The organism is Ensifer sp. 38_S197, assembly GCF_056924495.1.
This window is the reverse complement of the sequence record NZ_JBXOVZ010000001.1, coordinates 1,449,515-1,472,470: the sequence shown is the minus strand read 5'-3', so window position 1 is coordinate 1,472,470 and position 22,956 is coordinate 1,449,515. Positions and strand designations below refer to the sequence as shown.

24 protein-coding genes are annotated in these 22,956 nt (G+C 60.9%); 2 read left to right on the top strand and 22 right to left on the bottom strand.

The features are described from left to right. Positions 1-33 precede the first annotated feature (33 nt). From AC1Z3V_RS06850 to AC1Z3V_RS06825, 6 genes are all read right to left on the bottom strand, one after another. Positions 34-708, bottom strand: a complete 675-nt coding sequence (locus AC1Z3V_RS06850; protein ID WP_483497989.1) for a 4-carboxy-4-hydroxy-2-oxoadipate aldolase/oxaloacetate decarboxylase — start codon at positions 706-708, stop codon at positions 34-36. 99 nt (positions 709-807) lie between these two features. Further along, positions 808-1,644 carry an ABC transporter substrate-binding protein gene (locus AC1Z3V_RS06845; RefSeq protein WP_483497988.1) on the bottom strand — a complete coding sequence of 279 codons (837 nt, stop codon included), beginning with the start codon at positions 1,642-1,644 and terminating at the stop codon, positions 808-810. A 34-nt stretch (positions 1,645-1,678) separates the two neighbouring features. Further along, the gene (locus AC1Z3V_RS06840) at positions 1,679-2,446 is read right to left on the bottom strand and encodes an amino acid ABC transporter ATP-binding protein (protein ID WP_483497987.1); all 768 of its coding nucleotides are present in this window, start codon (positions 2,444-2,446) and stop codon (positions 1,679-1,681) included. After that, positions 2,443-3,207 (bottom strand): amino acid ABC transporter permease, encoded by a 765-nt coding sequence (locus tag AC1Z3V_RS06835; protein WP_483497986.1) that lies wholly within the window; start codon positions 3,205-3,207, stop codon positions 2,443-2,445. The genes AC1Z3V_RS06840 and AC1Z3V_RS06835 overlap by 4 nt, the downstream gene beginning before the upstream one ends. Continuing rightward, positions 3,204-3,911, bottom strand: a complete 708-nt coding sequence (locus AC1Z3V_RS06830) for an amino acid ABC transporter permease (RefSeq protein WP_483497985.1) — start codon at positions 3,909-3,911, stop codon at positions 3,204-3,206. The genes AC1Z3V_RS06835 and AC1Z3V_RS06830 overlap by 4 nt, the downstream gene beginning before the upstream one ends. Then, the gene (locus AC1Z3V_RS06825) at positions 3,908-4,666 is read right to left on the bottom strand and encodes an SDR family oxidoreductase (RefSeq protein ID WP_483497984.1); all 759 of its coding nucleotides are present in this window, start codon (positions 4,664-4,666) and stop codon (positions 3,908-3,910) included. Before AC1Z3V_RS06825 ends, AC1Z3V_RS06830 begins: the two co-directional genes overlap by 4 nt. Before the next feature lie 147 nt (positions 4,667-4,813). Here AC1Z3V_RS06825 and nac point away from each other — a divergent pair, with 147 nt between their 5' ends. Beyond that, complete coding sequence (nac, locus tag AC1Z3V_RS06820; RefSeq protein ID WP_429817244.1) at positions 4,814-5,719, top strand: nitrogen assimilation transcriptional regulator NAC; 906 nt, start codon at positions 4,814-4,816, stop codon at positions 5,717-5,719. A 4-nt stretch (positions 5,720-5,723) separates the two neighbouring features. Here nac and AC1Z3V_RS06815 read toward each other — a convergent pair whose 3' ends face one another. From AC1Z3V_RS06815 to AC1Z3V_RS06755, 13 genes are all read right to left on the bottom strand, one after another. Then, a complete protein-coding gene (locus AC1Z3V_RS06815; RefSeq protein ID WP_483497983.1) occupies positions 5,724-6,926 on the bottom strand; it encodes a pyridoxal phosphate-dependent aminotransferase in 1,203 nt (400 codons plus the stop codon). 48 nt (positions 6,927-6,974) lie between these two features. After that, the gene (locus AC1Z3V_RS06810) at positions 6,975-7,742 is read right to left on the bottom strand and encodes a LamB/YcsF family protein (protein WP_483497982.1); all 768 of its coding nucleotides are present in this window, start codon (positions 7,740-7,742) and stop codon (positions 6,975-6,977) included. A 10-nt stretch (positions 7,743-7,752) separates the two neighbouring features. Next, positions 7,753-8,745 (bottom strand): 5-oxoprolinase subunit C family protein, encoded by a 993-nt coding sequence (locus tag AC1Z3V_RS06805; RefSeq protein ID WP_483497981.1) that lies wholly within the window; start codon positions 8,743-8,745, stop codon positions 7,753-7,755. Continuing rightward, complete coding sequence (gene pxpB / locus AC1Z3V_RS06800) at positions 8,742-9,452, bottom strand: 5-oxoprolinase subunit PxpB (protein ID WP_483497980.1); 711 nt, start codon at positions 9,450-9,452, stop codon at positions 8,742-8,744. Before pxpB ends, AC1Z3V_RS06805 begins: the two co-directional genes overlap by 4 nt. Further along, a complete protein-coding gene (locus AC1Z3V_RS06795) occupies positions 9,449-9,916 on the bottom strand; it encodes an acetyl-CoA carboxylase biotin carboxyl carrier protein (RefSeq protein ID WP_483497979.1) in 468 nt (155 codons plus the stop codon). Before AC1Z3V_RS06795 ends, pxpB begins: the two co-directional genes overlap by 4 nt. Then, positions 9,903-11,300 (bottom strand): acetyl-CoA carboxylase biotin carboxylase subunit, encoded by a 1,398-nt coding sequence (locus AC1Z3V_RS06790; protein WP_483497978.1) that lies wholly within the window; start codon positions 11,298-11,300, stop codon positions 9,903-9,905. The genes AC1Z3V_RS06795 and AC1Z3V_RS06790 overlap by 14 nt, the downstream gene beginning before the upstream one ends. Beyond that, the gene (locus AC1Z3V_RS06785) at positions 11,300-11,728 is read right to left on the bottom strand and encodes an acetyl-CoA carboxylase biotin carboxyl carrier protein (RefSeq protein ID WP_483497977.1); all 429 of its coding nucleotides are present in this window, start codon (positions 11,726-11,728) and stop codon (positions 11,300-11,302) included. Before AC1Z3V_RS06785 ends, AC1Z3V_RS06790 begins: the two co-directional genes overlap by 1 nt. A 419-nt stretch (positions 11,729-12,147) precedes the next feature. Beyond that, the gene (locus tag AC1Z3V_RS06780) at positions 12,148-13,236 is read right to left on the bottom strand and encodes a glycoside hydrolase family 88/105 protein (protein WP_483497976.1); all 1,089 of its coding nucleotides are present in this window, start codon (positions 13,234-13,236) and stop codon (positions 12,148-12,150) included. Between the two features lie 8 nt (positions 13,237-13,244). Next, positions 13,245-14,798, bottom strand: coding sequence for a polygalacturonase PglA (gene pglA, locus AC1Z3V_RS06775; protein WP_483497975.1), 1,554 nt, complete (start codon positions 14,796-14,798; stop codon positions 13,245-13,247). 72 nt (positions 14,799-14,870) lie between these two features. After that, positions 14,871-16,133 (bottom strand): ABC transporter substrate-binding protein, encoded by a 1,263-nt coding sequence (locus AC1Z3V_RS06770; RefSeq protein WP_483497974.1) that lies wholly within the window; start codon positions 16,131-16,133, stop codon positions 14,871-14,873. Positions 16,134-16,172: 39 nt separating this feature from the next. Next, positions 16,173-17,267, bottom strand: coding sequence for an ABC transporter ATP-binding protein (locus AC1Z3V_RS06765; protein WP_483497973.1), 1,095 nt, complete (start codon positions 17,265-17,267; stop codon positions 16,173-16,175). A gap of 2 nt (positions 17,268-17,269) precedes the next feature. Continuing rightward, positions 17,270-18,154, bottom strand: coding sequence for a carbohydrate ABC transporter permease (locus AC1Z3V_RS06760; protein WP_483497972.1), 885 nt, complete (start codon positions 18,152-18,154; stop codon positions 17,270-17,272). A 3-nt stretch (positions 18,155-18,157) separates the two neighbouring features. Beyond that, positions 18,158-19,039: a carbohydrate ABC transporter permease gene (locus AC1Z3V_RS06755; RefSeq protein ID WP_483497971.1), complete on the bottom strand. Its 882-nt coding sequence runs from the start codon at positions 19,037-19,039 to the stop codon at positions 18,158-18,160. A 213-nt stretch (positions 19,040-19,252) separates the two neighbouring features. Between AC1Z3V_RS06755 and AC1Z3V_RS06750 the strand changes: the two genes are divergently transcribed. Continuing rightward, positions 19,253-20,224 carry a helix-turn-helix domain-containing protein gene (locus AC1Z3V_RS06750; RefSeq protein WP_483497970.1) on the top strand — a complete coding sequence of 324 codons (972 nt, stop codon included), beginning with the start codon at positions 19,253-19,255 and terminating at the stop codon, positions 20,222-20,224. 80 nt (positions 20,225-20,304) lie between these two features. Here the strand turns inward: AC1Z3V_RS06750 and kdgD are convergent, their stop codons facing one another. From kdgD to kduI, 3 genes are all read right to left on the bottom strand, one after another. Further along, positions 20,305-21,216: a 5-dehydro-4-deoxyglucarate dehydratase gene (kdgD, locus tag AC1Z3V_RS06745; protein WP_483497969.1), complete on the bottom strand. Its 912-nt coding sequence runs from the start codon at positions 21,214-21,216 to the stop codon at positions 20,305-20,307. 108 nt (positions 21,217-21,324) lie between these two features. Next, positions 21,325-22,068 carry a 2-dehydro-3-deoxy-D-gluconate 5-dehydrogenase KduD gene (gene kduD / locus AC1Z3V_RS06740; RefSeq protein ID WP_483497967.1) on the bottom strand — a complete coding sequence of 248 codons (744 nt, stop codon included), beginning with the start codon at positions 22,066-22,068 and terminating at the stop codon, positions 21,325-21,327. Beyond that, positions 22,065-22,889, bottom strand: coding sequence for a 5-dehydro-4-deoxy-D-glucuronate isomerase (gene kduI, locus AC1Z3V_RS06735; protein WP_483497965.1), 825 nt, complete (start codon positions 22,887-22,889; stop codon positions 22,065-22,067). Before kduI ends, kduD begins: the two co-directional genes overlap by 4 nt. Positions 22,890-22,956: the final 67 nt, after the last annotated feature.

Below are 22,956 nucleotides of genomic sequence, written 5' to 3'. Positions count from 1 at the left end.
GGACGCCTCGCGCGAGATGCGCCCGGACCTTGGTCAGCCTTCGACTACGAGCCCTTTTGCCTTCAGCACCGGCTCGAGCTTGCTGACTTCGATGACCGATTTTCCTGCCTTGTATGCGGCAATGTACTCGGCTTCGGCATCTTCGCGCGCCTGCGACAAACTCGCGACCTCGAAAGCCTCCTCCCGCCTCACCACGACCAGGCCATCAGCGTCGCCGACAATGATGTCGCCGGGATGGACAAGCTCTCCGCCGATGATGATCGGGTCGTTGGTGGCGGTCAGGGTTTCCTTGACCGTGCCCTTTATGCAGACGCTGAGCGAGAACACCGGAAATCCGAGCTCGCGCAATTGCAGCGTGTCGCGCACGCCGCTGTCCGTCACGAGGCCGCCAATGCCCTTCGCAAGGCAGGCATTGGCAAGTACGTCGCCGAACGATCCAGCCTCTTCGTATTCACCGGCCGAAACGACGATGATGTCGCCCGGCTGAGCGTAGTTGATTGCAAGCTGCAGCATGATGTTGTCGCGGGGCGCGCAACGGACCGTGAAGGCCGGGCCGCAAAGCTTCATGCGGTAGTCGACAGGTTTGATGCGGGAGGACAATGCCCCCCGGCGTCCCTGCGCCTCATGGATCGTTGCCGGCGAAAACTTGGCGACCGCTTCCACTTCGGCGGCACTCGGACGAATGGGCATTTTCTTGATATGCGTCATGATTTTTCCCACGGGTGGTCGCGGCGGGCGCGACGCCCGCCGTTTGCGTTGTTCAAAACATTCGAAAAACGGGGGTCGCTTACGCGAGACCCGGCCCCATCAGGGGATCGGGTCGAATTTCAGGTCGGAGAGCGGTGCAACCTTGTCGGTGCGCGCCATTTTGTATTCGGTATTCGGGCCAAGCCATTTATCCCAGATCTGGTTGATCTCACCGCTATCATCGAGCTTGTGCAGCACTTCGTTGATCTTGGCTGTCAATGCCGGCTGATCCTTTGCCATGCCGACGCCGATCGGCTGGAACAGCATGGGCTCAGGGATCATGCGCATTTCCTTGCCGCGGGTCTTCGATTCGTTGACCAGTTTCGTGGTCGTCATCGTGTTAGCGACCATGCCGCGCGCCTTGCCCTGCTGCACGGCGAGGTAGGCTGATGCGGTATCCTGGAAGGTGAGCGGCTCAGACTTGTTGAGCTTGATTGACATTTCCGAGGTCGAACCCTTGGTGGAGGCCAGTCGCTGGCCAACATAGTCAGCCTTTGCCTTGCCAGCATCATCCGCCGGCACGATCAACATTTCCTTGGCCAGATAATAGGGGTCGCTGAACTGGATCTGTTCGGCACGGCTCTGCGTGTAAGCGAGGTTGGCGACGGTGATGTCAACGCGCCCAAGCTTTACCTCCGGCACGCGGGCTTCGACCGAAACCGGCTTGATCTCGGCTTTCACGCCGAGTTCGCGGGCAATCGCGCCGCAAAGATCGACGTCGAACCCGACCATTTCGCGCGTCTTTGCGTCCGGCGCAGCGAAGGGCGGCACGTCCGCGAAGGTCGCGCAACGCAAAGTCTTATTCGCGATGATGTCTTCGAGCTGATCAGCCTTTGCCGGACCTGCGAGCGCCGCCGCCGCAACGCTCATTCCGAGAATAAGATGACTGCACTTCATTGCTGTTCTCCTTCGTTTGTTGGCTTTTCTCGTTTTAGTGGCGCAGGTCCGCGAGGAAGCGCTGCGCACGCGGATGCCTGGGGTTCTTGAAGAACTCCTCAGGCGTCGCGGTCTCGATGATCTGGCCTGCATCGATGAACCAGATGCGGTCCGCGACATCACGGGCGAAGCCCATTTCGTGGGTGACGCACATCATGGTCATGCCTTCGGCGGCGAGAGACTTCATGACATTCAGCACTTCGCCAACCATTTCCGGGTCGAGTGCACTGGTCGGCTCGTCGAACAACATGACGGGCGGCTCCATGGCGAGCGCGCGCGCGATCGCCACGCGCTGCTGCTGCCCGCCGGACAATTGGCCCGGATAGGCGTTGGCCTTTTCACTAAGGCCGACGCGCTCGAGCAGCTTCAGCGCCTTCTCGCGAGCCTCCGCCGGCGCCACACCTTTCACCCGGATCGGGGACATCGCGACATTGTCGACCGCGGAAAGGTGCGGGAAGAGATTGAAGCTCTGGAAGACGAAGCCGATGCGGCTGCGCAGGCGGTTAAGGTCTCGCCCGCTCATCGGCGCATGAACGTCCTGCCCTTCGAAGAAGATCGAACCACTGTTGATCTCCTCAAGTCGGTTCACCGTGCGGATCAACGTTGACTTGCCCGATCCGGAAGGGCCGCAAATGACGACCACTTCGCCCCGTCCCACCGTCGCGTCGATCCCTTTCAAGACGTCATAATCGCCGTAGCTCTTGCGGACATCGGCGAGCCGGATCGCCTGATCCTTTGCGAAGGTGGAGGTTGACGCGGTCATGGCTGCTCCGTGGCGTTCGGTGTCAGGGAAATCGGCAACTGCCCACGGCGTTTCGGGGCAACAAGGCCAGCACGCCGGCGTGTAATGCGCCGTTCGACGACACCGGTGAGCCAGGTGAGCGACCAGCAGATCACGTAGTAGGTCAGCGCCAGGATGAGGAAGACCTGGAAGGGCTGCGTGAGGAGCTGGTTGTTGACCTGACTGGCAGCGAAGGTGAGGTCCGGCACGTTGATAACGTAGCCGAGCGTCGTGTCCTTGATGGTTGCGACGAAGGTCGACAGCATGCTCGGGATCATGTTGTAAAGCGCCTGCGGCAGGATCACGTAGCGCATCGCGCTGAAATAGCTGTGACCGAGCGCGCGAGCCGCATCCATCTGGCCCTGCCCCAAAGCGACGATGCCTGCGCGGATGATTTCGCTCAGAAACGCGCCCTGATAGACGACCAGGGTCGTCAGCATGGTGAGGAAGCTCGGCACATCGGCGCCCGTCAGAAGCGGCACGAGGAAATAACTCCAGAGCACGAGCATGAGCAGCGGCACGCCGCGGGTTACGTAGACGAGCACGGTCACCGGCCAACGCAGGATCCAGTACTTGGAAAGCCTGCCGAAAGCGAGAAGGATGGCAAACGGGAAGGCAATCGCGATGCTGAGCGCCGAAAGGATCAGCGTGTTGGCGAGGCCACCGAGCGGACCGTTCGGGTACTGCCCGATCAGAAGCAGCAGCCAGTATTCATCGACGATGGTGATCAGGTCATGGATCATCGTCTCGCTCCATGCGCCGGATCAGCACGCCATGTGAGGTAGGCACCAACGGCCATTATGATCAGGGAGAAGAAGAGGTAGAGAATCGTACCGATCAGGTAGATTTCGAAGGTCCTGAAACTGAGGTTTTCGATTTCCTTGACCGCGTGGCTGAGCTCCGGTGCACCGATCACGATGGCAAGGCTGCTGTTCTTGAACAGCGAGACGCTGTGATTGACGAGCGCCGGCAGCGCGTTGCGGACCCCCTGCGGGATCAGCACGAAACGCATCGCTGAGAGATAGCCGTGGCCCAAGGCACGCGCCGCCTCCATCTGGCCAGGATTGACCGAGCGCAGGCCGGAGCGCAGATCCTCACTGAAGTAGGCCGCCTGGCAGAGCCCGAGCCCGACGACGGCAAAGATCATTTCCGCCGAATGCGCCGAAAGCCAGTCGGCCAGCCCAGAGGGCAGGATCGAATAGATGCCGAAATACCAGAGCATGAGCTGCACGAGCGTCGGTACATTCCGGTGGTAGGAAACGTAAGCTGCGACCGCCGCATTACCGGTGCGGCCGGGAGAAAACCGGATCGCGAGCAGGATGATCGCGAGCGTCATCGCCAGAGTCCACGAGCACACGGCGATGATGAAGGTCATCTCGATGCCATGCAGCAGCATGGCCACGTATTCCGGGTTCCCGAGGATCGCGGCGAGTTCAAAGCCCTTCACGACCGAGGTTCCTTCGTCTGTGGCTTGGCCGTTTGCAGACCGCCCATGACCTGAAGAGTCGGCGTGATTTCCATGTGCCCGACGTTGACCGCGACGGGTGCGGCGATCGCAAAGGCAATCGCATCGGCGATGTCGCTCGCCTGCGGCAGTTCAAAACCGTCGATGAAGCGCTCACGGATGGAAGGATCGGTGCCGTGAACATGATTGAAGATGTCGGTCGCGACCCGGCCCGGGCAGATCTCGGTTACGCGCACGCGTTTACCGAAGGTATCGATGCGCAGCTGGTTGGAGAGCATGCTGACGCCGGCCTTGGTCGCGTGATAGGTAGAGTTACCACCGAAATTGTAGTTGCCGGCAATCGAGGAGATGTTGATGACATGGCCGCGGTCGCGCGCCGCCATGCCAGGCACGATCAGCCGGCAGAGATGGAGGACGGCACGCAGGTTGACGTCGACGAGAAGATCGATGTCGCCATCCTCCGCCTCGAGAAATTTCTTGGGCCGGTCGACGCCAGCATTGTTCACCAGAATGTCGAATTCGACTTCGCCGGCAAGCTTTGCCAGAGCGGCGCGGTCCGTTACGTCGATCGCGTGGGAAATGCAGCCCGTGCGCTCGGCAAGTGCCTTCAACGCATCGGCACTACGGGCAACCGCATGCACTTCGAGGCCCTCGCGGCGCAGCCGCTCGACGACCGCAGCACCGATCCCGGAGGATGCACCGGTCACGAGTACGGTTCTGTAATCGGAAAAGGACATTTTGGTTCCCCTGTTGTTGAAAGAGAGAGTAGCGAAGGTTTTCAGGTCTGAATAAGACCGTTTGAATCTGGATGGATAACGAAGGCTTATGACTTGCGGCGAACCCACCGGACTGTAACATTTGCGCCGAACAGGCAGGCAGGGCATATGGATACCAGGCGTCTTAAATCCTTCATCGTCATCGTCGACACCGGGAGCATCACACGTGCGGCCGACGTTCTTCACATCGCGCAGCCGGCCCTCAGCCAGCAACTTGCCGCGCTGGAGGACCATTTCGGCCAGAAGCTTCTGATCCGCAGCCAGCAGGGGGTCTCGATGACGGAGGCCGGCAAGGCCGTCTATCGTCACGCCCAGATCGTCCTGCGGCAAATGGACCAGGCCCAGGCAGACGTGAAGGCAGCCGGCGCCACGCTTGTCGGGCGCGTCTCGGTCGGTCTCGTACCCTTCTCGAGTGCCGCCACGCTCTCCGTCGACCTGTTGACAGAGACGCGCAAGCGGCACCCAGGCATCCTGCTGCATCTGACCGAAAGCGTCGGCCAGACCTACAGCCAGATGATTATGAACGGCCGGCTGGAAATGGCGCTGATCCATGGTACGGGACCAATCAAGGGCGTACGATTCGAACCCGTCTTCGTCGAAGAGTTTCACCTCGTGGCACATCGCGATTTCGGCATCGAACCGGGTGACGCGCCGCTACCGTTGAGTGCGCTCAACGACATTCCGCTGCTCCTTCCGCCACCATACAATTTCGTGCGCCGGGCGATCGACCTTGCTTTCACGCGCGCCCGCCTGTCGCTCAATGTCGTGGCCGAGGTCGAAATCGTCCGCACACTCGGGCGCGCCGTCTCAAGTGGCGTCGGCGCGACCATCATGCCACGCGCGATCGCGGAACGGATCGTTGCAGAATCCTCCGAGCCTCTGGTTTCACGCATGGTGGCGCCGAAGATTGAGGAGACCCTATCGCTCTGCGTTTCCGATCAGAGCGAACTATCAGAGCCAGCACTGGCGGTGAGGTCGATCCTCATGGAACTCACCGCCCGTCTCAAAGACTGAGTGCTCACCGAAGACCGGCGCAGAATTCGGCGATGCGACCGCAGGCCTCATCGAGTTGCTCCATGCTGGTCGCGTAGGAGATGCGGAAGAACGGGCTCATGCCGTAGGCCGCGCCCTGCACGGTCGTCACGTGATGTTCGTCGAGCAGCGCCAACACAAAATCCGTATCGTTCTCGATCCTGCGGCCTTTCTTGCTGGTCTGGCCGATGAGTTCAGCAATATTTGGGAAAACGTAGAATGCGCCTTCCGGCTTATGGCAGCGGATGCCTTCGATTGTACTGAGCCGCTCAACCACGAAGTCGCGCCGCTTCCTGTAGATCGTCGCCCGTTCCTTGAGGATGTCCTGCGGCCCGTCAAGCACGGCGGCAACAGCGGCTTGGGTGATCGTCGACGTGCCGCCGCTGTTCTGGCCGTTGACGTTGCTGATCGCCTTGATCAGGTCCTTCGGGCCACCGCAGAAACCAAGACGCCAACCAGTCATCGCATAGGCCTTCGATGCGCCGTTGACCGTCAGCACGCGATCCTTAAGGAGTGGTTCGACTTCGGCAATCGTGCAGAATTCGAAGTCGTCGTAGATCAGGTGCTCGTACATGTCGTCGGTCATGATCCAGACATTGGGGTGCCTGAGCATCACATCGGCAATCGCCTTCATCTCGGCCCGCGAGCAGGCAGCACCCGTCGGGTTGTTTGGGAAATTCAGAAACAGCCACTTGGTGCGCGGCGTGATCGCGCCTTCGAGGTCTTCGGCCCTGAGCTTGAATCCGTTCTGTTGCGGGCAATTAACGGGAACCGGTACCGCGCCGGCGAATTTGACGATATCCGCATAGCTGATCCACGAGGGCGAAGGGATGACGACCTCGTCACCGGGATTGCAGGTGGCAAGGACAGCGTTGAAGATGATCTGCTTCCCGCCGCCGGCCACGACGATCTCGGAGGGATCGTAGTCGAGGTTGTTGTCCCGTTTGAACTTCCGGGCAACGGCCTGCCTGAGTGCCAGCGTCCCATCGAGCGGCGGGTACTTCGTGTCGCCGGCAAGTGCCGCGGCATGTGCCGCCTCGACGGCGTTGACGGGCGTCGGAAAATCCGGCTCGCCAGAGGAGAGGCTGATAACCTTGACGCCGTTTGCGGCAAGATCGCGGGCACGCTGGGTCATTGTGGCGGAAGCGGAAACGGAAACATTCTTCAGGCGGTCGGCAATAGCGGGCATGATCGTTGCTTTCGATAGGGGCGGAGAAGGCTTTGCGGTGTGCGGAGGTCAAGTGAGGAGCTTGGAGACGGGCGTCACCTCGCCGCCAGCTGTCTCGATTTCGCTGCGGACGACACGGGCAAGCTCGAGTGAGCCCGGCGTATCGCTATGCACGAGGATGGAACGAGCCCGCATGGGGATCACGGTCCCGTCGATGGCGGTTACGGTCCCATCTATCAAAAACTGCCGCACCCTTGAGCGGACCGAGACCTCGTCCTTGACGAGGGCACCGGGTTTTCCGCGCGGCACGAGCTTTCCTTCGGCATCATAGGCGCGGTCCGCAAGGAAGAGGGTCAGCGTCTTCAGCCCAGCATCGAGCGCCGCGCGTTCAATGATGCTGCCGGACGTACCGAAGACGATCAGTTCGGGATCGACGACACGGATCGCCGCCATCATCGCAGCCGCCAGGTCGGGATCACGATTGACCATGTTGCCCATTGCCGCGTGAAAACTGACATGGGAGACCCGAACATCTTCCACGCGGGCGATCGCAATCAGCGCGCCCAGTTGGTAGAGCATCTGCTGGCGCAGTTCATCAGGGCCGAAGGGCAATTCGCGGCGGCCAAAACCCTGACGGTCAGGCAAGCCCGGATGCGCACCGACGTCAACTCCCCTTGCCCGTGCGAGTCGCACCATCCGGGCCATCGTCTCCGGGTCGCCGGCATGAAAACCACAGGCGACGTTGGTGGAAGTCACGACATCCATCATCGCTTCGTCATCGCAGAGCGAATAGGGTCCGAAGCCCTCGCCCATGTCGGAATTGAGATCCACCTTCATCAATGTCCTCCTAAGCCATAGCGGCGAGCGCCTTGCTGACGAGACGCGCGGTATTTCTGATGTCTTCGACATAGGCGGCGAGCGCCTTCTCGATGGCCCGAGCCTCGGCGTGCGTCGCCGGCAAGAAACGCAGCGTCGAACCAATGCGGGCCTGTCCCATCCGCCAGAGATCCGCCTCGATGACGCCGGCGATCTTCGGATAACCTCCGGCCGTGTTGGCATCGCTCATCTGGACGATCGGTTCGCCTGCAGGTGGCACCTGGATGACACCGGGCACGACGCCGTGCGAACGCATCTCCACCACCTCCACCGGATGGATCGGATCTCCGCTGAGGCGATACCCCGTGCGGTCGCTGCGCGCCGAGATCTTCCACGGTTGGCGCCAGAACCGGTCCGCGTCGGACCCGAAGAGATCATGTTCGCCGGCCGGCAGTGCGCGAATGAGAAGCGCCCCACCTTCGTCGACAGGAAACACATCTTTCAAAGCAACCGTTGGCGGCACAACGCCGAAGCCGCCCTTCGGCAGGACTGCGGGTTCGGCTGGACCGGTCGCGATGTCGTCGCCGACGGCAAGCGTTCGGCCGGACAGCCCACCGAAGTTTCCGCGCAACGACGTGCTGCGCGATCCCATCACCTGGGCCACATCGACCCCGCCAGTCAGGCTCACATAGGCTCGTGCATCGCGAAGCGGTGGAAAGAGCTCCAGCACCTGACCGGTCACAGCTTGCATAGCCCACCAGGGTGGCAGGGCGACGCCGTCGAGCTTCGCCCCGCAATCAGCACCGGTAACGGCGAATGCGCCGCCTTTCACAAAACGTAGCCGGAAAGGAAAAGTCTGTACCTCGATGACGGCGGCACCCTGCGGATTGCCGAGGAGAATGTTTCCGACCTCCATAGCCAGCGAGTCCATCGCTCCTGAGGCCGTGACTCCGATGTTGCGATAACCCGGCCGCCCCAAATCCTGGACGGTGTTCAGCGGACCTGTTTCGACGATCTCGATCACAGCTCGATCCTTTCGGGGCGGAAGCGCACGACATCGCCAGGCGCCATCAGAGCGGGCGTTGCGGCCAAGGGATCGAACATCTGAAGTTCGGCAAAGCCGATCGAATTCCATCCATTCGGGCCGGTCAGCACAGCCACACCGGTCTGCATGCCGCCGATCGTTACGCAGCCCCGCGCCATCTTGAGCGAGGGCACGGTCTTTCGCGGCATGTGTATGCGTGGATCAAGCCCGTGCAGATACCCGAAGCCCGGCGCACTGCCGAGGGCGAAGACGCGATAGATGCCTTCGTGGTGAATGCGCACGACTTCCCGATCACTAAGGCCGCTGAGGTCACAGAGCGCCGGAAGGTCGGTGGCATGTTCGCCGCCATAGATGACGGAGACATCAATTTGCCGACCGGCAAGATCGATGCCCTGCGCGCGCTGCCATTCGTCCTGCAGTTGTTGGACGACCGCTTCCGGATCGTCTGGGGTCTCCTTCAAGATCATCAGCAGGTTCGTCATACCCGGAACGATCTCGGCGACGTCTTCGTGCGCCTCGAGCGCGCGGGAGAGCGCCCAGATACGCCTCTGGTTTGGCAGGTCGAAGGCGCCGGGTGCCTCGAGCAGAAAGGCACGCGCACCGATGAAGGAAATCTTCGCCAACCCCTCGGTATTCGGGACGATTGAAGTCGGCGTCGGAAATGGCGTCTGTTGCAGGACACTCATTGGGCGTGTTCCATCGTCAAAACGGGATCGCCGTAGCCAATCAGCTCTCCGGCACGGGCATGAACTCCTGCCACGAGAGCGGTTGCCGGCGCGATTACCGGAATGAGGATCGGCCCGACCTCTACAAAACCGGCGATATCGCCCGCCTCAAGCGTACGGTCCTCGCCGGCAAGCGGTCCAGGTCCGAAGCCGCCGGGATGCCGGTCGCGAAACACTCCGGCAAGCGGCGCCTTGACGGCCCGACCTTCAAGGACCGAAGAGGCGGCGTCCTGAGCCTCGTCACGATGCCTCACCGGGCTTGCGTCGGGGGCCAGCACAATCTTCAAGGCGTGCCCGTCCTTCGTGCTGATCTCCAACTCGCTCGCGCCGGAAGCGCCAAGCCAGGTGGTGAGAGTGGAGATTAGCGCCGGATCGGAGAAGTCACCGATCCCGGATCTGCCTGACGATCGGTCACGCCTTGACACAGGCTTCCTCCCTCAAACGTTTTTCAAGATGATGAATATCGACGCAGCCCTGCATGAAATCCGGATCGGCGAAGATTCTTTCGTGCAGCAGAAGGTTGGTGGAGATGCCCTCGATCCTGGTTTCCGCAAGGGCGACCTGCATGCGCCGGATCGCCTCGTCGCGGGTCGGCGCATGGACGATCAGCTTGGCGATCAGAGAATCATAGTATGGGGAAACCCGGTATCCGGCCGAGACATGGGTATCGACGCGAATGCCCGGTCCGCTCGGAAAACGAACCGCTGATATGCGGCCCGGGGCAGCCATGAAAGTGGTCGGGTCCTCCGCGTTGATGCGGCATTCGAAGGCGTGTCCCCTCGCCTCGCCGTGAAAGCGGCCCATGTCGAGCACGTCGCCCTGGGCAGCACGCAACTGTTCGTGGACCAGGTCGACGCCGGCTGTCGCCTCCGTCACGGGATGTTCGACCTGCAGCCGGGTGTTCATTTCGATGAAGTAGAACTCCCCGTGCTCGTACAGGAACTCGAAGGTACCAACGCCGCGGTAGCCGATCTGCCGGCAGGCCTCGGCGCAGCGCGCGCCGATCCTCTCTGCGAGCTCCGGCGCGATACCGGGTGCCGGAGCCTCCTCGACGACCTTCTGATGCCGTCGCTGAACGGAGCAATCGCGATGACCGACCCAGACCGCATTGCCGTGATGGTCGCAGAGTACCTGGAACTCGACATGGCGCGGGTGCTCCAGAAACTTTTCCATGTAGAGCTCAGGCTTGCCGAAGGCGCGGCGCGCCTCCTCACGCGTAATCGCGACCGCGTCGGCTATGTCGGCGCCATCGCGCACGACGCGCATGCCCCGCCCGCCGCCGCCACCGGCCGCCTTGACGATAACCGGGTAGCCAATGGCCTCGGCAAGAACGCGCACGGCCTCGACATTATCAGGGAGAGGTTCGCCCGGTCCTGGCACACAAGGGACGCCGGCAGCCATCATTGCGCGCTTCGCCGCGATCTTGTCGCCCATGATACGGATCGCCGAGGCCAGGGGGCCGACGAAAACCAGCCCGGCCTTTTCGACGGCTTCGGCGAAATCAGCATTCTCCGAGAGAAAACCGTAACCCGGATGGATCGCCTCCGCGCCGGTCACACGCGCGGCAAGCAATATGGCCGCCTGGTTGAGGTAACTCCTGGCCGGTGACGGCGGCCCGATCGAGAGTGGACCACCTTCGGTGGGCGCTGCCGCTCCGGCCCTATCCGCCTCGGATGCAACAAGGATCGCGCGAAGGCCGAGTTCCTTGCAGGCCCGTTCGATCCGGGCGGCGATTTCTCCGCGATTGGCGATGAGGACGGACTGGAATGAGTGGCCGGTTTCCCGGGCGGCCTGGCAAGACGCGTCCATCAGCCAATCTCCACGAGCGGGTCACCGAAGGCAACCTCCTGGCCGTCCTCAAAGAAGATGCGCGTGACGATACCGCCGAACGGAGCCGATATGGTCGTGAAGACCTTCATCGCCTCCACGATGCAGAGAGCCTGCCCCACTTCTACCGCATCGCCTTCCGCCACGATTGGAGCAGATCCGGGACTGTTTGACCGATGTATGATGCCTGACATCGAAGCGCGGACAAGCTGTGTTTGTGCCCGGTCATCCAACCTAGCCGGCTCGTCCGTCGATAGTGCCTGTACTGCGGTCGCAATTTCTTGGTTGGCTGCAGCATCACGAACCGGCTTACGGATGACGACGGTCGTCTCCGCATCGCTGACTGCCAACTCAGAGACGCGCGAACGCCCGACAAAATCGAGAAGCGTCTTGATCTTCTGCAGATCCATTGTTTTCCCCATGGAACAAAGATCACCGGGGTGCGGCCCTTAGAGCCGCGATCCGTCCGGCATTCGGGGGAATCTTACACAGCATCCCGATTGATGGGGGCAGACAAACTTTGAATAGAGAAACCACGGCCAGGTCTAAAAACTGCGGCGATGAACGAATGGAGCGTCCGAGGCAGCGGCCGCGACATCCTACCCGAGCCCTTCGACCATGTCCTCTTCGCTCAACGCAGTTGTGGGATGTCGTTTCGCCACCGACGAGCCCGTCACATTCTGAGGTGCCGTCTCGGTCGGCCGCTGCCCCGCACGCCTTGAAATCGAAACAGCACTCGATATTGGCCCCGGCGAATCTGCTCGGCCGCACCACGTTCGCGCTTTACGACAGTCTGGCAACCTGGTCGGTTACACGGCACTCTGCCCGCTCAATCACAACGTCTGAGGCGCTCGGCGAAGGCCATCATCAGTGGTCCGACGCCCTTGGCGTCATCCGCCACTACCTTTTCGGTGAGGTAGTAGCCGGGTGAACCGTCCCGATAGTGGCCTTCGAACCCGCCGAGGCCGGCAACGCCAACGATCGTCGTCAAGCGCGTGACGCCCTGGTCGTCTGTGTCGAGACGTCTCGACAGGAGTGCGTCGAGGGCCCTGTTGCCGACAGAAACTGCGCGGTCGGGCTCGGCAAGACCCAGCCTCGCGGCGCGCAGCAACGCGTAGGCAAACATCGCGGAAGCCGATGTTTCCTCGTAATTATCCGCAAGATCGGGCTCGTCGAGTATCTGCATCCAGAGACCGGACGACGTCTGGCGTGCCGTCAGTTCGTCCAGCAGACGGCGTGTCCGCTGACGTAGCGCTGTGGTAGCCCCGTCTTCGGACAGAAGCGCCAGCGCATCGACCAGAGCCATTGCCAGCCAGCCGACGGCGCGCGCCCAAACCGCCGGTGACTTGCCCGTGGTCGTGTCGGACCATCGTTGCATCCGGCTGTCATCATAGCCGTGGACGTAGAGACCGCCCTTAGTCGCAGTGAACACCAGCGCCGTCGAAAACTGCTGAAGCGCGTCAGCAATCAGCGCCGGCTTGTCATTAACGAGTGCATACTCGATCTGGAATGGCAGCCCCATGTAAAGCCCATCGAGCCAGACCTGGTGCGGGTAGCGGTTCTTGTGCCAATAATTGCCCGCAAGAATTCGCGGATGGTTTTGCAACTGGCCTGCGAGATGATCCGCGGCCTTGCTGTAACGAGGATCCCCTGTTTCTGTTGCGAGCGGGAACAGGACGCGTCCTGCAAGGATGTTATCGATATTGTACTCGGCAGGATCGTACCCGAGCAGTGTGCCGTCAGAAGCGACCTGCCGGTCGATAAGCCGGTGCAGGTGCTTGTTCCAGCGCACCTCGCCGGTCGCCTCGAAAAGAAGGCGAAGACCGCGATAGACGCAGCCATCCTCGTAGCACCAGCTTCCGCCCTTGTAGGGGGTGTAGCGTTGCGCGAACTGATCGAAATAGTCGGTCGGGTCCATCGGATATCTCATTCAAGGGAAACGGAAATCGGGGCTCCACTCAAGAGCGCAGGTTGTTCGCAGTCGATCTCGGCGCACTCGGCGACGATCGTCTCGTGCCGCATCGGTCGCACTCGGTCCGCCATGATCGGAGGCGTTGCGGTCGTGTCACCGCGATAGGACGCGATCTTCAAGCGGCGAATTCTGATGTTGCGGATCGGTGCTTCCGGCAGTCCGAGAAATGCCCCTGCCGCGTGCGAGAGCTTGCGGATTTCCACGTCCTCGATGGTGAGGCCATCGATGAAGGGTGTTCCCGCATCTACCAGGGCCGGTTGGCGCGATTGCACCCAGTCGTCGTGACCGTCGGCATCACAGTGGTAATGAGCGTTGGCCGATAGAGCGGTCTCGACGCCATCCATGAGAACCCGCCGCATAGTAATGTTCGTGACAGAGCCGCCGCGACCACGCCTTGTCTTCAGACGCAGGCCGCGATCGGTACCGACCATTTCGCAGTCCTCCACCGAAACGTCGTGCACGCCGCCCGACATTTCCGAGCCGATGACGAGGCCGCCGTGGCCGCGCTCCATCAGGCAGTGGGTGACACTGATGCCGCGCGTCTCTGCAAGATGATCGTCTTCGCCATTCGGCCCGCGCTTACCCGCCTTGATCGCGATACAATCGTCCCCCACGGAAAATCGCACGCCGGTGATCGTAGCGTCGCAGCAGCCTTCGGGGTTGAAGCCATCGGTGTTCGGACTGTCGGGCGGGGCGGTTACAGTGAGGCCCACAGCGATCAGCCGGCGGCAGCCCTGCGGATGGATCGTCCAGGATGGCGCGTTGCGGATGGTAAGGCCTAAGAGCTTCACGTCGACACAGGAAACGAGGTGCAGGCCGCGCGGACGGCGGGCCCCCTCACGGGTTTCCTTCGGCCAATTCCACCAATCCCCCAGGTCTCCCGACCCGTCGAGCGTACCCTCGCCCTCAATCACCAGGCTTTCAGCGCCGATCGCATGTATTGGAGCGGCGAAACAGGCGGCTGGCAACCCTTCCCAGCTCCCGAGCATCCTGCCCTCCATGTCGCGGGCCTCAAGAATGGGCCAGCCTTCGCGAACCGAAGGCGCCCGAAGGATCGCTCCCTTGGAAAGATTGAGGGTCATGCTGCTCTTCAGCCGAACCGGAAAAGCCGTCCAGTCTCCCTCGGGCAGACGCAGAGTGCCGCCGTCAGGCACGGCGCTTACAGCATGCGCCAAGGCGGCAGCGTTGGCTCGCGCACCCTTGAGGTCGTCGTGACGAATGTCTGGGACAAAGCCAAAGGTGGTAGGATCGATGAGACCGGCGCAGGCTGCCGTTTCGAACTCGAGTGGCTGGAACCCGTCGATCTCGATTCGGTAGCGACAACTGGGCTGTAGATCATGCAGAAGGCTAACGACCGTCGACGTCTCGCCTTCCCGCATTTCGTTGTCGCCCGTCAGCGACGACAGCTCCCAGCTAATCCGCTCAGGCAGGCGATAAAGCGCTCCGGCTTTAGGCAGGCAAAGCGCTGCCGTTCGCGCCGATAGCGCGATGATGGACGGTCGGATCATGATCTCTTTCTCTTGGTTGTTATTCCGCCGGGGGCGGACCCGCCGCGGAAACCGCGGCGGGAAATCTGACGATCAATCGAACTCTGCGAGCACGTCGTTCACCGTATCAATGATCTGTGCGGCTGCTTCATCGGCCGTGAGTTGGCCATAGGCGTACTCTTCCAACGTATCGATGAAGGCTGCGCGCACTTCCGGATGCTCGTTAAACGGCGAGACGGCCGGGCCGCTTGCGGCGACTACGATCGCGTTTGCGGCCCGCACTTCAGGCTCGCCCTTGTCACCCAGGCGGGCAGCGGCTGCCTTCGACGCCGGCAGGCCGCGCGATGTGCCGAGTGCATCGATGCCCTCCGGTTCGTTCAGCAGGCAATTGACGATCTGAGCTGCCGCCTCCGGATCCTTGGAATTTTTGGAGATGGAGAAGACCATCGAGGGCTTGCGATAGACGCCTTCCGTCACGGCGTCCGGAAGCTTCAGCATAGCCACGGGCTTAAGAACCTGACCGTCCTTCAACGGGTCTGCATATTTCGAATAGGTCGAATCCCATTCGTAGGAGCCGGCAACCTTGCCGTCGGCCCAGGCCGGCTTTTCAAACAGGTTGACATTGCCATCCGCCGCCTCCTCTTTCTGCGATCGGATTGCGCCGGTCTCGACCAGCTTGCCCAGGAACGATATGCCCTCGGCAAGTTCCTCCGGCGTCCAGGCAACGCGATTGGTCGCGGGATCGACGAGATCCTTGCCAGTCTTCTGAACGACAGCCAGGGTCGTCAAAAGCTGCGCCGTCTCCTTGACGGCATTGAAGGTATAGTAGTCCTTGCCGAGCTTTTCCTTGATGGTTGCCGTGGCCGCAAAGAACTCGTCCCAGCTTTTCGGAGTGGCAACGCCTGCCTTCTCGAAGGTCGTGGCGTTGAAGAAGAAGACGCGGCCCGTAGTCGAAACGGAAAGCCCCTGCAGCACCCCGTTCATCGAGCCAGCCGACAGGTCCGCTTCGGTCCAGTTGGAAAGATCGATCGCCTTCAGCTTGCGCAAATCGGCGAAACCGTCGCCATTCTTCGAGAACAACGGCAGCCAGGGCCAGTTGACCTGGATGATGTCGGCTTCAGTCTTGCCGGCCATCTGGGTCGTCAGCTTTTCAAGGTAGCCGTCAAAGCCGGTGAATTCGCCCTTGACCGTGTGGCCATGTTTTTTGCCGCAGGCGGCGATCGCCTTCTGCGTGGCGACGTGGCGGCTCTCACCGCCCCACCAGGCCATACGCAGTTCGGCGGCCTGCGCTGCCGTGCCAAGGGCCAGAGCGCCATAGGCGACGCTGGCCAGTGCTGCGATCATTCTCAATTTCATCGAACTTCTCCTCCTTGGAATGGGGTCGAACGCTGCTCCTCACAGCGAGACGTTGCGGCCGTCGGTCTTGTCGAAAACATGCAGGTGGTCAGGATCCGGGCGCAGGCGAATCACGTCCGACTGGCCGAGCGCCTCGAACTCGGCAGCACCGACGACGCTCACCAGCTTGCGCCCTTCGAGATCCGCATGAAGATAGACCTCGTGGCCCATGAACTCGGCATTGGTTAGCCTTGCAGCGAGCCCCTGCCCGTCGGCGGCGAGCGAAAGATGCTGCGGGCGCATGCCAAGGACAGCGTCAGCAGGGCGGGCCGAAAGCCTGCCTTCGAGATTGGTGCCAAGCGCCAACCGCTGGCTGCCGATCTGGAGTTCGCAACCCTCAAGCGTCGCATCGACAAGGTTCATCTCGGGGCTTCCGATGAAGCCGGCGACGAACAGGTTTGCCGGACGATTGTAGAGTTCCTTGGGCGTTGCCACTTGCATGATATGGCCGGCCTGCATGACGCAGATCCGATCCCCCATGGTCATGGCTTCGGTCTGGTCGTGCGTCACGTAGATGACTGTCGAAGACAGGCCCTCGGCCTTCAACTGGCGGTGCAGGTCGGTAATGCGTACCCGCATCGAGGCGCGCAGCTTGGCGTCGAGATTGGAGAGCGGTTCATCGAACAGAAAGACGCCCGGCTTCTTGATCAACGCGCGCCCGAGAGCTACGCGCTGGGCCTGGCCGCCGGAGAGCTGCTTCGGCAGCCGGTCGAGCAACGGCTCGATCTCCAGGATCTTGGCCACGTGATTGATGGCCGCCTCGATCTCGGCCTTCGGCTTGCCCGCGATCTTCAGACCGAAGGCGAGGTTGCCGCGCACTTTCATATGCGGATAGAGCGCATAGTTCTGAAACACCATTGCGATCGAGCGCTTGCCGGGCGGCAAATCGTTGACGCGCTGGTCGCCGATCAGGATTTCTCCGCCTGAGATTTCCTCAAGCCCTGCGACCATGCGCAGCGTCGTGGATTTGGCGCATCCGGACGGGCCGACGAAGACCATGAACTCTCCATCCTCGATATCGAGGTTGATGCCGTGGACTGCCTTGAACGCGCCGCCATAGACCTTTTCGAGGTCTTTCAATTGAACCTTTGCCATGGTCAGCCTTTGACTCCCCCGGAGGAGATCCCTTCAATGAAATACCGTTGTGCAGCGAAGAACACGACCAGAGCCGGCGTGATGGTCAGCACCGACATTGCGAGAATGCGGTTCCATTCGAAGGCTTCTGTGGTGTCGATGGAGAGTTTGAGCGCGAGGCTCACGGGATACTTGTCGACCGACGAAAGGTAGATCAGCGGCCCGAGAAAATCGTTCATCGTCCACATGAACTGGAACAGGCAGACCGAGATCAGCGCCGGCGCCAGCATCGGGACGACGATATAAACCAGTGTCTGCAGACTGTTGGCTCCATCGACGCGCGCCGCCTCTTCCATGTCTGCCGGCAGCGAGCGCAGGAATTGCACCAGCATGAAGACGAAGAACGCGTCGCCGGCAAAGGCAGAAGGCACCCAGAGCGGCAGGAAACTGTCGAGCCAGCCGAGATCACGAAACAGAATGTATTGCGGGATGCGCGTCACCACGTTCGGCAAGAGCAGGATCGCGATCACGGAAGCGAAGAGGATCTTCTTGAACGGGAAATCGAACCGCGCGAAGGCGTAGGCCGCCATGGTACAGGAGATCGCCGTGCCGATTACCTTCGGCAGAATGATCAGGAACGAGTTCCAGAAGAAGCGGCCAAACGTGTAGGGCGTCGACGTCTGCCAGCCCTTGATGTAGCCGTCGCCAGTCGGATCGTTCGGCAGGAAGCCGGCGCCGGCGAAAATCTCCGAATTGGTCTTGAAGCTCGCGCCGACCAGCCAGATCAGCGGATAGAGCATTACGAAACCGACTGAAAACAAGAGCACGTAGCGAACTGTTGTCGACAGCAGACGGAGCCTTGCCCTGCGTGCGGCCTGCCGGTCGTTGAAAGTCTGGAGATCGACCATGGCTCAGTTCCTCTTGTCGCCGGCGTAGTAGACCCACTTCTTCGAGGACCAGAAGGCCACGAGGGTCAGCACGGTGATGATGATGAAGAGCACCCAGGCAATCGACGAGGCATAGCCCATGTTGAACTTCTTGAACGCCTCGTCATAGATGTAGAGCGGCAGCAGGTAGGTTGCCTTCAGCGGACCGCCCTGGGTGATGATGTAGGGGCCGTTGAACTCCTGGAATGCCTGGACCATCTGCATGATGAGGTTGAAGAAGATGACCGGGGTCAGCAGCGGCAGCGTGATCCAGAAGAAGGTCCGCACCTTGCCCGCACCGTCGATGGCCGCCGCCTCATAGAGCGACTTGTCGATCGATTGCAGCGCCGCGAGAAAGATCACCATGGCCGAACCGAACTGCCAGCAGCGCAGAAGCGTGATGGTGAAGAGCGCGTTGGTCGGATCGCCGAACCAGTCGATCGGGGCGAGCCCCAGCGTGGCAAGCGCCATGTTCGCCAGCCCCTCCGAGGCAAAGACATAGCGCCACAAAACGGCGATCGCGATCGAGCCACCGAGGATCGACGGCACGTAGAAGGCGGTGCGGAACAGGCCGATGAACTTCAACCGGTAATTCAGGATCGCCGCGATGAAGAGTGCAAAGGCGAGCTTCAACGGCACGGTCAGGAACACGTAGAGCAGCGTGACGTTCAACGACTTGATGAAGGTGCGGTCACGGGTAAACAGCCGCTCGTAGTTGGCAAGCCCCGTCCAGCGTGGCTCGCTCATCAGGTCGTAGCTGGTGAAGCTCAGGTAGAACGAGCCAATGAACGGAATGGCCGTGAAAATCAGAAGGCCAATGATGTAGGGCGCAAGATAGCCGAGCCCGAGAAGACGCTGCCCTTTCATGCCCTTCCTCCCGGATGGCACCGAAAAGCTGCTTTCATAGATACAGTTTCGTACAAATTACGCTCCCGGAATGGCACGGGCGAAAGCAGGATTTTCCCCTTTTTCGCCACGAACCATTCCCTCCTCCCAGACGATGCGGTGCGCATAAGCGGTTTATGCGATGACAATCACCCATCTCTCCGGCAGAATGAATTCACAAAGGCGAGGAAAAAGATGGACGAAATTGAAGGTGGTATTCTCTCTGCGATTCCGCCGACGGCACTGACCCTCAATCTGACGCGAGCGGCGATCCGCATGGAACACTCGCACACCTGGCGGATCGACAAGTCCAATGAGGTCGATGACCTCGTGATCTGCCTCGAAGGACGCGGCCATTACCTGATAGACGGCGAAGCGGTGATCATGGAACCGGGCGATGCGATGCTGATTTCGCGCAGGCAACGTTTCATCGGATGGAATGAAGGGCGGGAAACCTATCTCGGTGTCGCGCAGCACTTCACGCTCGATATCTATGGGCGCCATAACCTTATTGCGCAGATGGATCTGAAACCGAAATTGCGCCTGTCGCGCTGGCCGCTTCTCGAACCGCTGGTCCGCCACTATCGGCAGAGCGCTCCCCCCTCCTCCGTTACCCTCGGTCAGCATCATCTCTTCATGGTGCTGCTCATTGCCTTCATCGAGGATGCGTTCATCGGCTGGCGCGACCACGCCACCTACCAGCCCGAGGGCGCCGATGCGATCGACCTTGCGGTCATGAAAGCGGCCACTATGATTTCCGCCAACCCGCTCGATCCGGAAATTGCGACGCGGGCGGTCGACGCGTCGCCTTACAATCGCGACTACTTTTTGCGCGAATTTCAGAAGCGGGTGACCCGCACGCCACGTAAATACCAGGAACTTAAACGCATGGAGCGCGCCATGCATTTCCTGGAGGCTGGTCTTTCCGTGGCGGCCGCCGCCACGGAAGTCGGCTATTCCGACCCCTATTACTTTTCGCGGATGTTCAAGCGAACTTTGGGACTTAGTCCGCGCGATCACCTGAACAAGGTTCGTCAGAGCCGGGACGGTGGCTTGATGCAACTCGATGAGCCCGAACAGGCACGGGTGTTGTCCGCACAATTCGGCATCGAGAAGCCTTCATCGAACGATGCCTTCGAGAAGGGCGACCGTCACGGTGCTCCCTGACATTGGCGGACTTGAAAATCACTCGGCGCCATCCCGGAGGCGCCGTTTCATGACGAACGACGCCTCCTCCCATCAAGCCGTCACACCTTGCGCTTGTGACTGCCGATCAGCGCCTCGAGCATCTCAACTTCTGCGCTCGTCAGGTCGGTGAGCGGGCTGCGCACCGGACCGGTGCTGAACCCTTGCAGTCGCACGCCTGCTTTGACCGCCGAAACCGCATAGCCCTTGGCGCGATTGCGGATCGCCATGAACGGATAGAAAAAGTCATTGAGGATGCGTTCGCAGGTGGCGCGATTTCCGCTTCGAAGGGCTGCATAGAACTCGTTGGCAAGTCCCGGCACGAAATTGAACACGGCGGACGAATAGGTGGTGAACCCGGCACCGAGATAGGCCTCGGCAAAAAGCTCCGCCGTCGGCATGCCGCCGAGATACATGAGCCTGTCGCCCATCTTGGCGGTAACCTGACGCACGAGGCCGATGTCGCCGGTGCCATCCTTGAAGCCGATCAGGTTCGGGCACTCGTCGCAAAGCCGGGCGAGTGTGTCGGGCTGCAGCACCGAGTTGTCGCGGTTATAGACCATGACGCCGATGCCGACCGACTGGCAGATCTTCTTCACATGGGCATAGAGGCCTTCCTGCGGCGCGTCGATCAGATAGTGCGGCAGAAGCAGGATACCATCGGCGCCGACCTTCTCGACGGAGCGGGCGATATCAACGGCCATCTCCGTGCCGTAACCGCAACCGGAGACGATTGCCGTCTCTCCGGAAGCCTCCTTGGCGGCGGCAACGATGCCGGAGATTTCGTCGGGCTTTAGCGAGAAGAACTCGCCCGTACCACCGGCGGCAAACAGCACCGGCGCCTTGTAACCTGCCAGCCATTCGACATGGGCCTTGTAGCTCTCCGGCGCGAAACGGCCCTGCGCATCGAAGTGCGTCACCGGAAAGGAAAGCAGGCCCGATCCTAGCGCGGCCTTGATCTGTTCTGGGGTCATTTCTCTTGGTCCTCAACGTGTTTTCAGAATAAAAATGGCGGGGTACGGCCCGGTTCTGTATCAACTCATCATATAGCTAGTATGATGAGTTAGCGGTCGGCGACAGCGTCAACGGGCCAGCCAGCCACCGTCCACATTGAGTATTGCGCCGTGAACGTAGTCGGCAGCAGACGACGACAGGAACACGGCAGCGCCGGCGATGTCTTCAGGCTTGCCCCAGCGGTTGGCGGGGATGCGATCGAGGATGGCTTTGTTGCGACCAGGATCGTCGCGCAGTGCCTCGGTGTTGTTGGTCACGATGTAACCTGGCGCGATCGCGTTCACATTGATACCCTTGGATGCCCACTCATTGGCAAGCAGCTTGGTGAGACCCGAAACGCCATGCTTGGATGCCGTGTAGGAAGGCACGCGGATGCCGCCTTGAAAGGAAAGTAGCGATGCGACGTTGACGATTTTTCCGGGTCGGCCCTTCGCCAGCAATTCCTTGGCGAAGGCCTGGCATGTGAAGAAGAGGGCTTTGACGTTGACGTCCATGACGTCGTCCCAGTCGGCCTCGGAAAACTCGACCGCATCGGCGCGGCGAATGATGCCGGCATTGTTGACAAGAATGTCGTAGCCCTTTCCGGCAAAGACGTCGCGCGCAGCCATCGGATCGGCAAAGTCCAAGGCAAGCGGTGCGGCGATCCCGCCCGCGTTTGCGATGATTTCAAGTGTTTCCTCAGGCGCGCGTCGCGCCGCGCAAGTTACCTCGGCGCCAGCCGCAGCAAGGCCAACGGCAATCGCCTGCCCAAGCCCGGTGTTTGCGCCGGTGACGAGCGCCTTATGTCCCTGAAGGGAAAAGGGATTTGTCACTTCAGATTCCCCGGTTGGACGAACTCCATGTCGGTATAGTCAACATTGTCGCCGGCCATTGCCCATATGAACGTGTAGGAGCCGATGCCGGCGCCAGAGTGAATGGACCAGGGGGGAGAAATCGCACCTTCCTCGTTGGAAATGAAGAGATGGCGCGTTTCCTGCGGTTCACCCATTAGGTGCAGCACGCGGGATTTTTCGTCCATGCCGAAATAGAGATAGGCCTCCATACGGCGATCATGGACGTGCGCAGGCATGGTGTTCCACACCGAGCCATCTTCAAGCGTGGTGTAGCCGAGGACGAGCTGGCAGCTCTCCATGACCAGCGGGTGGATGAACTGGTTGATCGTGCGCTTGTTGGAGGTTTCGGTCGTGCCGAGTTTGACTTCCTTGCTGTCGGCAATGGTGACAAGCCGGGCGGGCAGGCTGCGGTGGGCCGGGCAGGAAGTGATGTAAAAGCGCCCCTCCCCGGAGAAGGTTACGGCCCCCGTACCGATTCCGAGATAGAGAACGTCGCCGCGCTTGAGCGTGTAGCTTTCCTTCTCGGTGGTGACGATGCCTGTTTCGCCGACATTGACGATACCCATCTCGCGCCGGTCAAGGAACGACGGCGTCTTGGTTTCTTCAACCTTGTCGAGCGTCAGTGGCTTGCCCGCGGGAACGGCGCCGCCCATCACGAAGCGATCGTAGTGGGTATAGATCAACCGGATCTCACCCGACCGGAACATGTCCTGAGCCAGGAAATGCCTGCGGAGACCCTCCGTATCGAGTGTCTTTGCATAGTCCGGATTGACGGCTTGCCGCGTTTCAACGGTCAGCATGAAACTCCTCCTTCGGTGATTGTGACCAACATATAATATGTGTTATGCGTATTTGTATGATATGTCT

What these genes read in the sequence shown, in the direction of transcription:
- AC1Z3V_RS06850 (WP_483497989.1), bottom strand. Translation starts at nt 708, where the DNA reads ATGACGCATATCAAGAAAATGCCCATTCGTCCGAGTGCCGCCGAAGTG.
- AC1Z3V_RS06845 (WP_483497988.1), bottom strand. Translation starts at nt 1,644, where the DNA reads ATGAAGTGCAGTCATCTTATTCTCGGAATGAGCGTTGCGGCGGCGGCG.
- AC1Z3V_RS06840 (WP_483497987.1), bottom strand. Translation starts at nt 2,446, where the DNA reads ATGACCGCGTCAACCTCCACCTTCGCAAAGGATCAGGCGATCCGGCTC.
- AC1Z3V_RS06835 (WP_483497986.1), bottom strand. Translation starts at nt 3,207, where the DNA reads ATGATCCATGACCTGATCACCATCGTCGATGAATACTGGCTGCTGCTT.
- AC1Z3V_RS06825 (WP_483497984.1), bottom strand. Translation starts at nt 4,666, where the DNA reads ATGTCCTTTTCCGATTACAGAACCGTACTCGTGACCGGTGCATCCTCC.
- nac (WP_429817244.1), top strand. Translation starts at nt 4,814, where the DNA reads ATGGATACCAGGCGTCTTAAATCCTTCATCGTCATCGTCGACACCGGG.
- AC1Z3V_RS06815 (WP_483497983.1), bottom strand. Translation starts at nt 6,926, where the DNA reads ATGCCCGCTATTGCCGACCGCCTGAAGAATGTTTCCGTTTCCGCTTCC.
- AC1Z3V_RS06810 (WP_483497982.1), bottom strand. Translation starts at nt 7,742, where the DNA reads ATGAAGGTGGATCTCAATTCCGACATGGGCGAGGGCTTCGGACCCTAT.
- pxpB (WP_483497980.1), bottom strand. Translation starts at nt 9,452, where the DNA reads ATGAGTGTCCTGCAACAGACGCCATTTCCGACGCCGACTTCAATCGTC.
- AC1Z3V_RS06790 (WP_483497978.1), bottom strand. Translation starts at nt 11,300, where the DNA reads ATGGACGCGTCTTGCCAGGCCGCCCGGGAAACCGGCCACTCATTCCAG.
- AC1Z3V_RS06785 (WP_483497977.1), bottom strand. Translation starts at nt 11,728, where the DNA reads ATGGATCTGCAGAAGATCAAGACGCTTCTCGATTTTGTCGGGCGTTCG.
- AC1Z3V_RS06780 (WP_483497976.1), bottom strand. Translation starts at nt 13,236, where the DNA reads ATGGACCCGACCGACTATTTCGATCAGTTCGCGCAACGCTACACCCCC.
- pglA (WP_483497975.1), bottom strand. Translation starts at nt 14,798, where the DNA reads ATGATCCGACCGTCCATCATCGCGCTATCGGCGCGAACGGCAGCGCTT.
- AC1Z3V_RS06770 (WP_483497974.1), bottom strand. Translation starts at nt 16,133, where the DNA reads ATGAAATTGAGAATGATCGCAGCACTGGCCAGCGTCGCCTATGGCGCT.
- AC1Z3V_RS06765 (WP_483497973.1), bottom strand. Translation starts at nt 17,267, where the DNA reads ATGGCAAAGGTTCAATTGAAAGACCTCGAAAAGGTCTATGGCGGCGCG.
- AC1Z3V_RS06760 (WP_483497972.1), bottom strand. Translation starts at nt 18,154, where the DNA reads ATGGTCGATCTCCAGACTTTCAACGACCGGCAGGCCGCACGCAGGGCA.
- AC1Z3V_RS06755 (WP_483497971.1), bottom strand. Translation starts at nt 19,039, where the DNA reads ATGAAAGGGCAGCGTCTTCTCGGGCTCGGCTATCTTGCGCCCTACATC.
- AC1Z3V_RS06750 (WP_483497970.1), top strand. Translation starts at nt 19,253, where the DNA reads ATGGACGAAATTGAAGGTGGTATTCTCTCTGCGATTCCGCCGACGGCA.
- kdgD (WP_483497969.1), bottom strand. Translation starts at nt 21,216, where the DNA reads ATGACCCCAGAACAGATCAAGGCCGCGCTAGGATCGGGCCTGCTTTCC.
- kduI (WP_483497965.1), bottom strand. Translation starts at nt 22,889, where the DNA reads ATGCTGACCGTTGAAACGCGGCAAGCCGTCAATCCGGACTATGCAAAG.